The organism is Marinomonas balearica (genome assembly GCF_004362145.1).
In the GTDB taxonomy this organism is placed as follows: Bacteria; Pseudomonadota; Gammaproteobacteria; order Pseudomonadales; family Marinomonadaceae; genus Marinomonas; species Marinomonas balearica.
In genome coordinates this window covers 143,366-157,066 of record NZ_SNXC01000010.1, presented here as the reverse complement: position 1 = coordinate 157,066, position 13,701 = coordinate 143,366, and the positions used below count along the sequence as shown (strand labels likewise).

The following is a 13,701-nucleotide window of genomic DNA, read 5'->3' as shown; positions in this document are numbered from 1 at the left end:
AAACGCTGAAAAAAACTTAAATTAGAATGAAATATGAATAAATTGGTTAAAGAACAACAAATTACCAAAAAAGTAACCTTAGTAGGCGCGGTAGGCGATGCCCTACTAGGCGTCGCTAAAATTTTGGCTGGATACTTTTCACAGTCTCAGGCTCTAATCGCAGACGGCGTCCATTCTTTATCCGATTTATTAACAGATGCGCTCGTGCTGATCGCCACCTCCCGGGCTCGACAAGCACCGGACGAAAATCATCCGTACGGGCACTTAAGGTACGAAACCCTTGCCACCGTCGTCCTTGGCATTATCCTTATCGTTGTTGCAGCAGGCATCGTGTTCGACTCTTTGGCTTACTCTTCTCAAGCAAGCGTTACCTGGTACGGAATCGCCAGTCTATTGCTGACAATTATCGTCAAAGAAATACTGTTTCACTATACAAAGCGCGCCGGAGAAAAAATCCACAGCCGACTGCTCATTGCAAATGCGTGGCACAGCCGAACTGACGCTTTTTCTTCCGTTGCAGTATTAATTGGATTAGGCGGTGTATTTTTAGGTTATCAATGGGCTGATACATTAGCCTCTATCGTAGTTGCATTATTAATCGGCAAAATAGCATTTTCTATGATTTGGGAAAATGTTAACGAACTTGTTGATACAGCACCCGATCCTAAAGTTATTAACAATATACGCAACACCGTCGATAGCCTACAAAATGTGATGGCTCCCCACGACATGCGAGCTCGCTCAATGGCCGGGAAAATTTATTTAGATCTTCATATTCACGTACCCGCACATGCAAGCGTCAGCGAAGGACACTACCTCAGCGATTTGGTCGTTTATACGATCAAGAAAGCACACCCTCAAGTTCAAGATGTGCTGGTTCACGTTGATACAGACGAGAGAATTCAAAAAGCAGATTCGCTCCCCCATGAAGAGCTAACAAAACCCGTTCAACTCAATATGCCCGCACGAGATCAAGTTCTAGCAGATTTAGGCTTTGTATTGCGTCTTCACAAAGACTACATCGACTTAAACAGAACTCAACTGCATTATCTGGATAACTCGTTGAGCATTGTTATCCATGCTCTGGCAAGCAAGGTTGAATTATCCGCTCAAGAAATGAAAACAAATGGTCTAAAAATGGACCTTAACAGTCTGCCTTACGGTCAACACCACTCAGTAGTTTGGTCATACGACAGCGAGTAAAACTGAAAAGTAGACCCAAAGAATAGATTGAACACCTATTCTTTGGCTTTTTGCTTATATCAACAATTCATCACTGCCTACACACAGCGCTCAATACCCAGTTATTCATCAAGCTCTTTAGGCAGAGACTTTGATGTTTTCGCCCCCATCTCCTTTAAGCGCTCTGCACGCGTAACTAAATTGCCTCGCCCAGACAGTAGTTTTTTCATTGCTTGCTCTTGAGATCGACTCGCCTGCTCAAGACGAGAACCCACCTCTTCTACATCTTCAACAAAACTAGCAAATTTATCGTACATCGCTCCTGCTTGACGTGCTATTTCGATGGCATTTTGACTTTGTTTCTCGTTACGCCAAATATTCTGTATGGTTCGCAAAGTAGCCAGTAAATTAGAGGGCCCTACAATAATAATATTGTGCTCGAACGCTTCTCCAAACAGGCCATTGTCCGCCTGTAATGCCAAGCCAAATGCGGCTTCGATGGGAATAAACATTAAAACAAAGTCTACTGAACTAACACCCGGCAAGTCTTGATAGGATTTAGCACTTAGCTCTTTCATATGGCGCTTCACTGCGTCTAAATGCAGCCTTAACGCCGCTTGCCTTTCCTCATCTGACTCAGCTTCTACGTATGCAAGATAACTGACCAGAACCATCTTTGAATCAACAATAATTTGTTTGCCTTCAGGAAGATAGATGACAACGTCTGGTTGCAATCGACGCCCTTCTTCATTTTGAGCAGAAACTTGAACTTCGTACTCCCGCCCTTTTTCTAAGCCAGAACGCTCTAGTATCCGTTCAAGAATGACTTCTCCCCAACCACCTTGAATTTTATTTTGCCCTTTCAATGCTTGCGTTAACGACAGCGCATCATCACTAATTTTTTGATTTAGCTGTTGAAGATTACGGATCTCACGCACAAGCGAGAAACGCTCTCGAGCTTCGTCGTCATAGCTTTTTTCAACTTTTTCCTGAAATTTTTGAATCTGGCTTCCAAGAGGGTTTAACAAACTGCCCAATTGACGCTCATTTTCTTTCGCTAAATGCTCCCCCTGCTGTCGCATTATGTCATTCGCCATTTGCCGAAAATGCATCTCATTTTGTTTTTTCTGCTCCTGAAAGAACAGCTCTTTTTCCTGCCAGACCGCTTGAGCTGCTGCAAATTGCTGCTCAAGAGTAAGAGACTCTTTTTCCAAAATATGGATTTGTTCACGTGCCTGATTAAGAAGCAGCGTTTTATTCGATAATTCGTCCCTGTTTTTTTGACTGTCAAGCTGCCACTGGCGACGTATACGCTGTACAATACACGCTGTCGCAAACAAGGTTACAAGCACACTTGAGACCGCAGCAATTAATATCCAATTTGAAGATTGAAGAACCCAATCTGACATATAATTATAATCCACCAAATAATGACCACTGTTATCGCGAACCCGATATATCAATTCGAACGAGATAAAAAGTGTTTTTAAAAACAGAACGTTAAATGAAGTTTACATGGATTACTATCTAAGCCCAACTCACGAGCAACGTTTCGACCTAGAGATAAAAAACAGTCAATTCATTACGACTATAAAACGAACAAAAGGCCGTGAAGAAGCGAAACATTTCATTAACGTATTGCGTGAACGCTATCCAGATGCCAACCATCATTGCTGGGCGTTTGTTGCGGGCCTACCTAACAATGCCCATCTTTGGGATCAAAGCGACGATGGCGAACCCAAAGGTACGGCCGGAAAACCCATGCTTAATGTTTTACAACATTCAGATTTTGGTGAAATCACCGTCGTGGTTACACGTTATTTTGGTGGAATAAAGCTTGGCGCAGGTGGATTAGTACGTGCATACAGCCAAGCCGTTCAAGAAGCGTTAACGCAACTGGAACATGAACAGGTTTACCCTCGGGTCAATATTACAATCAAAATAGCCTATCCTTTGCTAGGTAAAGTTGAATATTGGCTAGAGAACAGCGATATTGAAATCAGTGACAAACAATATAACGAACACATAGAAATATCGCTCGCAGTTATCGAACGAACTTGGAGCGAGAACCGAGCAACACTTGTCGACCTATGTCAGGGAAGTATCGACATCGTTACCCCAATGGATTAATTGAATAAAACCGAAGTTAACCGATCCTTTCAAACTTCGAACATGAATAGATCAAAGCCCTTAAAAAGAGAAACTGGAAAACGAATTATGTATCAAACTGGACAACGCTGGAGTAGCCGAAATGAACCTGATTTGGGTGTCGGCACTATTATTGAAACTCAAAGCAAATCCTTTACCTTATATTTCTCAGACTCTGAAATTGAGCGTAATTATTCCATTTCCCAAACCAGTTTAGTACGCCGCACCCTAACGATTGGCGATCAACTACTGTTCGAAAACGAAGCGTTTACTGTCAGTGATATTAAAGAAGTCGATAATTTGACGTTTTACAAGGTTGGCCCTGAGTGGCTAGACGAATCTGAAATCGCTTTTCCTCGCAACGACAAGAACGAGCTAGACTCAATACTCGCGCTCTCGCCTGCACGCCGCATGTGGTTCGACCTACGTAGAAAAACACTGGAACATCAAGCCAAATTAGCCGCATCCCCTGTCCGCGGTCTCATGGGGCTAAAAGCCGAGTTACTGCCTCATCAAATATATCTTGCTCATGATATCGCTAACCGCCCACGCTCTCGCGCTTTGCTGTGTGATGAAGTCGGCATGGGGAAAACACTTGAAGCGGGGTTGATTCTTCATCACAGAGTAATGAATGGCTTAAGCAAACGCGCACTGATCTTAACACCCACGAACTTACAACATCAGTGGCTTGTTGAAATGTTACGCCGTTTCCATCAGCCTTTCTCCCTTATCAACGAATCCGTCTACGAAGACTTTATGGAAGGCGACGACAATCCCTTCGATCAACAACCCTTCGTAATAGCACCCATCGACTTTGTCTGCCAGCATGGCAAAGCCGCACAACACATGATTGCTTCTGAATGGGATATTGTTATCGTCGACGAAGCCCATCACTTGTCATGGGATCCCGACACGCCAAGTATTGGGTATCAACTTGTGGCTCGATTAGCCGACAATACCGAATCCTTATTGCTTTTGAGCGCAACACCTGAACAAACAGGTGAACGCGAGCACTTTTCACGCCTTCAGCTTATCGACCCAGACCGATACCATGACTTTGATGCTTATCAAGCCCAGCAGGGAGAGTTCAAAGCAGCAGCGGAACAGGCTGAAGCCCTTCTTCCACTGACTGAAGAGAGTTTTGAGCCATCTGATACCGATTGGAAAACGCTGTTTGGTAACTACCTTGAAAATGTAAAACTTAAAGATTGGTTCGACAATTTAGAAAGCCAAGATCAAAAAACACGAGTACAAGCAGCCAAAGACGCAATCAACTGGCTTATTGACCAGCATGGTACTGGCCGAGAAGTGTTCCGCAACACGCGCGCAGCCATTGGCGGCTTTCCAGAGCGCCACTTAAACACTTATCCTTTAGAGAATAACGAGCATTTTGATTCTGCGACGCGACACACTCTTCCTGAGATGGAAGTCGATCACGGACTCTGGGAACTGGACCCGCGCTGGGTTTGGTTAAAAGAGTTTCTAGAGTGTCAGGCAGAAAAAGTACTGGTTATTTGTCATACGGCCGATATGGCTCAGTGGCTAAATGATCAACTAACGTTTTCAGGCTTCCAAAGCGCTGATTTCCACGAGCAAATGCCATTAATTCATCGTGACCGAGCCGCGGCTTATTTTGCTGATGACGAAGGCGCTCAAATTCTAGTATGTTCAGAAATTGGCAGTGAAGGGCGTAACTTCCAATTTAGCCATAATTTGGTTATGTACGATCTACCAGAACACCCAGATCTTCTTGAACAACGTATCGGTCGCCTTGACCGCTTGGGACAAAGAAATACGGTGGAAATCCACATCCCTTATATAAAGGACAGTGTTCAAGAGCGTTTATTCCAGTGGTATCACCACGCTCTGAATTCGTTTGAACGCACCACCAGCGCCGGCGACAAAGTAAATGCAGCTTTTAAAGAGCCATTACACGCTTTCATCACGGGTCAAGACGAAGATAAAAGCCTGCTATTGGAAGCAAAGGCATTCCATGAAAGCTTGCTTAAACAATTAGATGAAGGTCGAAATAGACTACTCGAAATGACATCGTGTCGCCCAGACCGTGCAGCACAGTTAATCGACCACATTAATGACGAAGCGACTCAAGGGTTGCACGACTACATTGAACAGGTCACGCATGCTTTTAACATTTACGCAGACTGCTTAAATGACTCACCAGATCAATCATCATGGTTTTTGCGCCCGTCCAGCGACATGATGGTAGAAGCACTTCCGGGAATAGACGACGATGGGAAAGCATTGGTACTTAACCGCCGTCAAGCGAGCCAACGGGAAGACGTCGCCTTTGCAACATGGGAACACCCATTGATCAACATGCTCATGGACGAAGTACAAAACTTTGATTCTGGCAAATTAACGTCTGCCATTCTGCCAATTGCCGCGCTTCCAGAAGGAACTGTACTGCTCGAAACCATGTTTGTCATTGAAGCCAGCGCGCACCCAAGACTTAAACTGGCGCAGTCTCTACCTATGACACCAATGTGGCAATTATCGGATAAGAACGCAAAATTCCTGCATCATCAGTTTACTCCTGAGAAATGGGCAGAAAAGCTAAAAGGCGTACCTAACCGAGTTGCTGAACAGTGGGTTGCAGCCTTACGAAAAGATCTTATTGAATTACTGCAAGCTCATCAGCTAAATGCTCAAGAGCTTGCAAGACCCATGGTTCATGAGGCGAAAGAAGATTACAAACACCGCTGGCAGAGTGAAATCGACCGACTGTGCGAACTTCGGACGCAAAACAAATCTGTATCTCAAGAAGACATAGAGCAGCTTGAAGTCAATCTGAGCGAAGGCCTTCAACGTATAGACGAACACCAGATACGTCTAGATGGAATTCGTATCATTCTAACCACCAAACCCGAATAATCGGGTTTGGTTTGTAACAGGCTGCACTACGACTGTGGATAACCTTCCAATTTTAGACATCCTCTACGAAGATGAATGGCTTCTGGTACTGAATAAGCCTGAAAATTGCTTATCAGTACCAGGAAGAGGCCCAGAGAAGCTGGATTCAATCTTACATCGTGCTGAGCTTTATTGTGGTGAGGCTTTCGCCGTCCATCGATTAGATTACTCGACGTCCGGCTTAATCCTCGTTGCAAAGAGCCTTGAATGCCAAAAACGAATGTACAAGTCTTTTCGAGAGAAAGAAGTCGAGAAAGAATACCTTGCTGTTGTTCGAGGACACCCTGCGGGAAGCCATGGATCGGTTCGAAAACCATTACGTTGCGATTGGCCAAACCGCCCGCGACAAATGATCTGCACTGAATGGGGCAAAGATGCCATTACAGAGTGGAATCCCATTAAAGCCGAAGGTGAGAACACATTATTGAGCCTTTCGCCCATCACAGGTCGATCCCATCAACTGCGCGTTCATATGCAAAGCTTAGGACATTCCATTGTGGGAGATGAATTTTATGACGACCAATACAGTACTCAGGATAAACGCTTACTCCTCCATGCCTATCGCATAGAATTCGCTCATCCCTTTACGTCTGCATGGGTAAAGTTTGTAGCGCCATGCTCGTTTTTAGATTAATAAGATATCAATGATTGGAAGGAAAAGAGGAAGACATAGAAGGCATTGAACTCAACCCCCTCTCATACCAGATTTCTGAAGCGACCTGATGAAGAAGACTGTGTCTTTGCGCTACTTTCCATTCTTGGCGATCGTAGCCACCGCCAATCACACAGGCGACAGGCAATCCCAGATCTAAACAGGTTTCAATAACGTAGCGATCTCTTTCACGTATATCGTCGTCTGTTAAGGTCAGAAAACCCAACCTATCGTCTACATGCACATCGATGCCCGCGTCATAAAATATGAAATCTGGCTGATGCTTCAACAACAACCGAGGTAAAGTTTCGCGCAGAACGGACAAATAAAGTGCCCCATCCGCCCTTTTAGGAATGGCAACATTGACACCATTAGGGTTTTTATCGATTGGATAATTTTCATAACAATGCCAAGAAACAGGAATAATGCGATCTTCGTTAGCAAAAAAAGCGGCCGTTCCATCGCCTTGATGTACGTCGCAGTCTAGAATCATGACTTTTTCAGCAAGCCCCCTGTATATTAAATCCTTAGAAGCTACCGCCAGATCGTTAAAAATGCAAAAGCCCGCTCCGTGAGTCGGGTGAGCATGATGAGTCCCACCTGCTAAGTGACACGCCAACTTCGTTTCTAGTGCCAATTCAGCCGTCAGAATCGTACCAGAAACAGCTCGCAACGTTCTTTCCACCAGCCACTCACTCCAAGGCAAGCCTATTTCCCTTTCCTCCTTAGGCGTCAGCTGACCTCGCACAAAACGCTGGACGTATTGCTTATCATGAGCACGCATCAAGGTTGCTAACGATAACGGTGATGGCTCATGGCAGTTCTCAGACGTGAGTAAACCAAGTTTAGAGAGATGTTCTGCAAGCAGTCTAAACTTGGACATAGGAAATCGATGGTTATCTGGAAACTCGATAGAGTAATTTGGATGGTAAACAAAAGGTATCACAATGACATTACACGCGATTTAAATAATTTAAAATGTAAATTTACTTGCTGCGCGCAACAAGCACTTTTCGAATCCCTTTGTTAAACGAATCTATCAAGTGAGGAGGAAAGCGCTTACCGCTTTGCTGATTTACCTTTTGAATCGCTCGCATTGCACTCTTTTTATATTCGTCGCCTGATTTACCCCAAACAACGTCTATAAACTTAACCGCCATCGCCAAAATAACAGCACCTTGAGGAATAAGAGGCCCAACCAAACCTTCAGGATAGCCTGTACCATCAAACCACTCTTGATAGGCGCTTACCATTGCCGTCGCATCATCCCAACCTTCATGCTTGCTTAACAACTGCGCTCCAACCAGCGGATGATTTCGTTCAGCTTGTGCCCGCGCTTCGTCATCGTCTTTGCATTTTAAAATCATCGCCATACCCATATTATGCATATAGGCTGCAGCACATAGCTGCACCGGATCAACCGGCTTAGCACATTCATTATTTATTAACTGTGCGAGCTTAAGAATACGCTCACCCCGTTCGGGCGAGTACCCCAAGAGACGATTCAAACGCGAGCTGAATCCTTTAAACAGGTCAATGTCAGCCTGCTGAGTCTGTGTGAATTCAACTTTCGTAACAAAGCTTTGGGATGAATTGTCTTTTTTCGCTTCATTTGCACCGTCTACAAGAAGTGCGACAAATTCTTCCGCCAAATCTGGACGTCTAGCATCCTCCTCTTCTGAATAAATCATGTCGAGGTGATTTTGAATCAGCTGTATCTGGGCAGTGTCAGCACCGTGATGCTTATATAAATCAAGCAAAAGCGCATAAACATGCTCAATCACAACATTAATGAGTACGCCGAGGTGGTAATCATATTTAATATACCCACCGCGCATACCATCAACGATCTCTTCTAGTCTATGCAAGGCATCAACAAGCGGATCTAGGAAACAGACTGAACAATTCCCTTTCATACTATGAAGAGAGCGAAATAAATTATCCAGCTTATCAAATGAAAAGCCGTTATCCTCGATATCGTTTATTGCCTCTTCAATTTCCTGCTGTGCTTCGCGATAACACTCTAAGAGATCGTCTTTAAGCTCTTTATCTAACGCTGAAAACTCTTTACACGCAAATTGGCTCATATTCATTTTCCGTTGCTAATAGTTGTTCCTTCTAAAAGCTACGATTCTGTCTCCTAAGCTTCAGTTTAATAGGAACAATAAGTGATAAAGAATTTCTGTTTATGCCTATTCGTTGGACAGCCAAACAACCAGTGACATGCATTTTTGCAGCCTTCATTCACTTACATGCCTCATTGTAGTTACAATCTACTCAATTATGAATCAAATGATTGTTTTATTGTGCAAATACAGGAGTGTTTTTTGTGAATTACTGGCTTATGAAATCAGAACCGGATGCATTTTCTATCGATGATTTAGAAATGATGAAATCTTCACCCTGGGATGGCGTTAGAAACTACCAGGCTCGCAACTTTATGAGAGAAATGCGTACCGATGACATCATCTTCTTTTACCATTCTAGCTGCAAAGTACCCAGCATTGTAGGGACAGCCAAAGTAAGCAAAGAAGCGTATCCAGATCACACCAGTTGGGATGAAAACAGCGCCTACTTTGACGCTAAATCCACGCGAGATAACCCAAGATGGTTTATGGTCGACATCACATTTCAGGCTAAATGGAAAACTCCTCTTTCCTTAAAAGAAATGAAAAGTGACCATGCCCTAGTCGGTTTCAAACTCTTGGAAAAAGGTAATCGCTTGTCTATTCTTCCGCTATCAAGAGAGCACGCACAACATATTCTGATGTCACAAACCTAAAGATATAACCAAAAAACATACTAAGTATAATGATAAAACCATAGGAAAAAAGGCATAATTAGTTGTTTTGTATCAATATTCTGATAAATTACACTTATTAACATTCACGTGATATGGAATATTAAATATGAAACGGACGTTACTCAGCGTTTCTCTATTTTTAATGCCTATTTGCAGTTTTGCAAACAACCTTTACGACCCCAACATATCTACTCGCTTACAAGACCAAGATAAAGACGGTGTAATCGATGCTAGAGATGATTGTCCAAATACCACGATACAAAGCCTAGTTGATAACGACGGATGTCCTAGCAATACAAGCAAACATCTATCTAGCGAACTAGACGTTCATTTCGAAACAGGTAAATATGAACTTAAAACAGAGTTTTACTCTGGTTTAGTTGAACTAGGAAAGTTCCTTCAAAAAAACCCTGAAAGCATTGCTATTATAACGGGACACACCGATGATGTAGGCAGTGATGAAGCAAATGAAATACTCTCTCAACGACGAGCACAATCTATTGCAAACGCACTTTCAGATAAGTTTAAAATAGATATAAATCGTATCATCGCATTAGGGTATGGCGACGCTCGTCCGTTACGCCCAAATAATTCCGACATAGAGCGAATGAAAAACCGTCGCGTTCAAGCAATGGTCGTTTCGAAATACGAAATTAAAGAGATGTACCCAAAGCTCAGATGGACGGTATGGGATTATAAAACACCTGGCGACGGCTCCAACATTAAACAATAAAACAGATGACCCTTTTCTTTGAAGGGATGCGATCAATCGAAGCAGTAGCGATATTAAATTGCGAGATATCAAGATTCACCGGAAGAATCATCTCGCGCAGTCAAGCCAATCTACAATAAACCTTCTCACTCTCCTTGTTATCAAGCACCTTCCTATAAAAAACACACTTTAGGTCAGAGCACACGCTCCGCATCGACGCTACCTCCAAATTTGGCAACTCTAACTTTTCTGCCGCCCAAGCCCACCGACAAAAAATAGTAATATACTACTTTCCCCGTAAATAATAGGTTGTTTTTCGCACAAAACCTGATAGATTAATCGACTAATATTTATACAAAATGGAATTTTACGTATGAAATGGATGCCTATAAGTGTTTCTTTGTGCTTGTTTTTCGTATCAATAAGCAACCATGCTAGCAACCTTTACAATCCCAATATATCAATTCGCTTACAAGACCAAGATAAAGACGGCGTCATCGACGCTCGCGACAACTGCCCAAACACGCCTATAAAAAGCCTAGTTGATAATAACGGGTGTCCCGGACACTCCATAAAGCAACTATCAAGTGAGCTAGACGTTCACTTCGAAACAGGTAAATACGAACTTAAGACTGAGTTTTATTCTGGCTTAGTTGAATTAGGAAAGTTCCTTCAGAAAAACCCCGAGACCATAGCTGTTATCACGGGGCACACGGATGACATAGGCAACGATGAAGCGAATGAAATACTTTCCCAACAACGAGCACAATCCATTGCAAACGCACTTTCTGAAAAGTTCAAAATAAATATAAATCGCATTGTTGCGTTAGGATATGGAGAGGCTCGACCTTTAAACCCCAATAATTCCGACATAGACCGCAAAAGAAATCGTCGCGTTCAAGCAACGGTAGTCTCTAAATACGAAATGAAAGAAATTTACCCGAAACTCAGATGGACCGTCTGGGATTACAAAACACCTGGCGACGCATACAGCGTAAAGCGCTAATAGAACAAACGGTCTCTTTCTTTTAGGGTATATTGACTGTCGAAATAGTATCGATATTGAAGTGCAAGGTAAAAAGATTCATCCGAAGAGCCGTCCCGCACAATCATACGAATACTCGATAAGCCCTCATCATCGTATCTGGAGGCCATTTCAATACGCCATGCTTCCTCGTTATCAAACACCTCTCGATAGAGAGACACACTTTTATGTTCGGAAGCGAAATACGTAAAACCCGATTCATTTGACGAAGTGTTATCTAAATCCGTATCGTAATTAACATACATAGTAGAAAACGTAAAATCACCGAAAAAAAGCGCTGCAGAGGCGCGTCCAATGACTGTGGTTTTGCTCTCTAAATTTTGATTTCTTGGTTTGTGCTGCTTAGTCCCTAACCCAAACCCTAACCTGCCGTCGCGATTGCGCAGATACAACAAACCAGAAAACTCAGATTGTGCATAACTTCCCAGCCGGCCATCGCCACTAATATAGTCACTGTCGAGCAATATTTGCCCACTTAGGTAATACGGAAGTGGCACATTAATCGTTAAATCCAAATCATACGCTTTAGATTTAGGCACACTGCCAGCACCGATGCCGACCTCAAAGTTTGGCAATTCTAACTTTTCAGCGGCCTGAGCACCGTAACAAAAAAGCAATGCTATACCGCTCAACCCAATTAATTTACGCACCCATTCTCCCTAACTTTAACTCATCTACCGTTTATTTTATGCAAACAATAGTGAAATGTCGCCTACCATACACCTCAAAGGTTTGCTTTAAAGTGTAATAGTTCGACTTGCTACTGGGATTCCGCCTTAAAGCCCAATATAATGTGCGCAAAGTCATTCGACACATTTTGTAGGTTTACAGATTTACATGGCAAAAAAATTATTCATTCAAACTCACGGCTGCCAGATGAACGAGTATGATTCGTCTCGTATGGCAGATTTGTTGGGTGATAGTCACGAAATGGAAATCACTGAGAATGCTGATGAAGCAGACGTACTTCTCTTGAATACATGCTCCATTCGTGAAAAGGCTCAAGACAAAGTATACCACCAGCTCGGGCGGTGGAAAAAACTGAAAGAGAAAAACCCAGATCTTGTTATTGGTGTGGGTGGCTGCGTTGCAAGCCAAGAAGGCGACAACATCCGAAAGCGTGCCAAGCATGTGGACATGATCTTTGGCCCTCAGACCCTGCACAAACTTCCAGAAATGGTCGATGCCGCCGCAACACACATTCCAATTACGGATGTAACCTTTCCCGAAATTGAAAAGTTTGATCACCTGCCTGCACCTCGTGTAGAAGGCGCTGAAGCCTTTGTTTCTGTTATGGAAGGCTGCAGCAAGTACTGTACATTTTGTGTGGTACCTTACACTCGTGGCGAAGAAGTCAGTCGCCCTTATGAAGATGTTTTAAAGGAAGTGTCGCAGCTTTCAGAACAAGGCGTACGTGAAATCCACCTATTAGGTCAAAACGTCAATGCCTACCGCGGGGAAACCCAGGACGGTGACGAGGCAGACCTCGCTGATATCATTCACGCTATTGCTCGTATAGACGGCGTCGAGCGCATTCGCTTCACAACGTCACACCCTGTTGAGTTTACAGACAGTCTAATCGATGCCTTCCGCACGGAACCAAAGCTAGTAAGTCATTTGCACTTGCCGGTTCAAAGTGGCGCGAACAATGTATTAAGCGCTATGAAGCGCGGACACGACCGTCAATATTACATTGACAAAATCAATCGAATTAAAGACGCTCGCCCCGGTATCAGCCTATCTTCCGACTTTATCATTGGGTTCCCAGGTGAAACCGATGAAGACTTCATTGATACTATGAACTTGATTCAAGAAATTGGTTTCGATCATTCTTTCAGTTTTGTCTATAGCCAACGTCCTGGTACACCCGCTTCCGATCTCGAAGATGATACGCCAGAAGAAGTGAAGAAAGAACGTCTCGCTATTTTGCAGCGTCGTATTTCACAACAAGCCTACGATATCAGTCTTAACATGGTCGGCAACATAGAGCGCATTCTTGTAAGCGGTTATTCACCTCGTGATCCGGGTCAGCTTCAAGGACGAACAGAAAACAATCGTATTGTTAATTTCCGAGCAGATGATCCAAAATTAATTGGTAAGTTTGCCGATGTCGTCATTACTGACGCCTATCCAAACTCTCTACTGGGAGAATTGGCCGGATCAGAACTTGACGACGATTATCAACTTTAAGTCGGCCGATAACGTATTTTATCGACACACTCAGCAAG

Annotated in this window: 12 protein-coding genes; 8 read left to right on the top strand and 4 right to left on the bottom strand. The window is 43.4% G+C overall.

Features of this window, described 5'->3' with window-relative positions:
• The first annotated feature begins 33 nt into the window (after nucleotides 1-33).
• Nucleotides 34-1,203 carry a cation diffusion facilitator family transporter gene (locus tag DFP79_RS05915; RefSeq protein ID WP_133503017.1) on the top strand — a complete coding sequence of 390 codons (1,170 nt, stop codon included), beginning with the start codon at nucleotides 34-36 and terminating at the stop codon, nucleotides 1,201-1,203.
• Nucleotides 1,204-1,304: 101 nt separating this feature from the next.
• On the opposite strand, the gene DFP79_RS05910 is transcribed toward DFP79_RS05915, so the two are convergent.
• A complete protein-coding gene (locus DFP79_RS05910) occupies nucleotides 1,305-2,591 on the bottom strand; it encodes a DNA recombination protein RmuC (RefSeq protein WP_133503016.1) in 1,287 nt (428 codons plus the stop codon).
• Nucleotides 2,592-2,697: 106 nt separating this feature from the next.
• Between DFP79_RS05910 and DFP79_RS05905 the strand changes: the two genes are divergently transcribed.
• From DFP79_RS05905 to DFP79_RS05895, 3 genes are all read left to right on the top strand, one after another.
• Nucleotides 2,698-3,312, top strand: a complete 615-nt coding sequence (locus tag DFP79_RS05905; protein ID WP_133503015.1) for a YigZ family protein — start codon at nucleotides 2,698-2,700, stop codon at nucleotides 3,310-3,312.
• A gap of 87 nt (nucleotides 3,313-3,399) precedes the next feature.
• Nucleotides 3,400-6,222: an RNA polymerase-associated protein RapA gene (gene rapA, locus DFP79_RS05900; protein ID WP_133503014.1), complete on the top strand. Its 2,823-nt coding sequence runs from the start codon at nucleotides 3,400-3,402 to the stop codon at nucleotides 6,220-6,222.
• A gap of 34 nt (nucleotides 6,223-6,256) precedes the next feature.
• Nucleotides 6,257-6,895, top strand: coding sequence for an RluA family pseudouridine synthase (locus tag DFP79_RS05895; protein ID WP_133503013.1), 639 nt, complete (start codon nucleotides 6,257-6,259; stop codon nucleotides 6,893-6,895).
• A gap of 7 nt (nucleotides 6,896-6,902) precedes the next feature.
• Here the strand turns inward: DFP79_RS05895 and DFP79_RS05890 are convergent, their stop codons facing one another.
• Nucleotides 6,903-7,796 (bottom strand): histone deacetylase family protein, encoded by an 894-nt coding sequence (locus DFP79_RS05890; RefSeq protein ID WP_243730210.1) that lies wholly within the window; start codon nucleotides 7,794-7,796, stop codon nucleotides 6,903-6,905.
• A 103-nt stretch (nucleotides 7,797-7,899) separates the two neighbouring features.
• Nucleotides 7,900-9,000: an HD domain-containing phosphohydrolase gene (locus DFP79_RS05885; protein WP_133503011.1), complete on the bottom strand. Its 1,101-nt coding sequence runs from the start codon at nucleotides 8,998-9,000 to the stop codon at nucleotides 7,900-7,902.
• Nucleotides 9,001-9,242: 242 nt separating this feature from the next.
• Here DFP79_RS05885 and DFP79_RS05880 point away from each other — a divergent pair, with 242 nt between their 5' ends.
• From DFP79_RS05880 to DFP79_RS05870, 3 genes are all read left to right on the top strand, one after another.
• The gene (locus DFP79_RS05880; RefSeq protein ID WP_133503010.1) at nucleotides 9,243-9,695 is read left to right on the top strand and encodes an EVE domain-containing protein; all 453 of its coding nucleotides are present in this window, start codon (nucleotides 9,243-9,245) and stop codon (nucleotides 9,693-9,695) included.
• Nucleotides 9,696-9,822: 127 nt separating this feature from the next.
• Nucleotides 9,823-10,449: an OmpA family protein gene (locus DFP79_RS05875; RefSeq protein ID WP_133503009.1), complete on the top strand. Its 627-nt coding sequence runs from the start codon at nucleotides 9,823-9,825 to the stop codon at nucleotides 10,447-10,449.
• A 352-nt stretch (nucleotides 10,450-10,801) separates the two neighbouring features.
• Nucleotides 10,802-11,434 (top strand): OmpA family protein, encoded by a 633-nt coding sequence (locus DFP79_RS05870; RefSeq protein ID WP_133503008.1) that lies wholly within the window; start codon nucleotides 10,802-10,804, stop codon nucleotides 11,432-11,434.
• Here the strand turns inward: DFP79_RS05870 and DFP79_RS05865 are convergent.
• Entirely contained in the window at nucleotides 11,431-12,123 is a 693-nt protein-coding gene (locus tag DFP79_RS05865; protein WP_133503007.1) for a hypothetical protein, read from the bottom strand. The genes DFP79_RS05870 and DFP79_RS05865 overlap by 4 nt on opposite strands.
• A gap of 187 nt (nucleotides 12,124-12,310) precedes the next feature.
• Between DFP79_RS05865 and miaB the strand changes: the two genes are divergently transcribed.
• Complete coding sequence (gene miaB, locus DFP79_RS05860) at nucleotides 12,311-13,663, top strand: tRNA (N6-isopentenyl adenosine(37)-C2)-methylthiotransferase MiaB (protein ID WP_133503006.1); 1,353 nt, start codon at nucleotides 12,311-12,313, stop codon at nucleotides 13,661-13,663.
• Nucleotides 13,664-13,701: the final 38 nt, after the last annotated feature.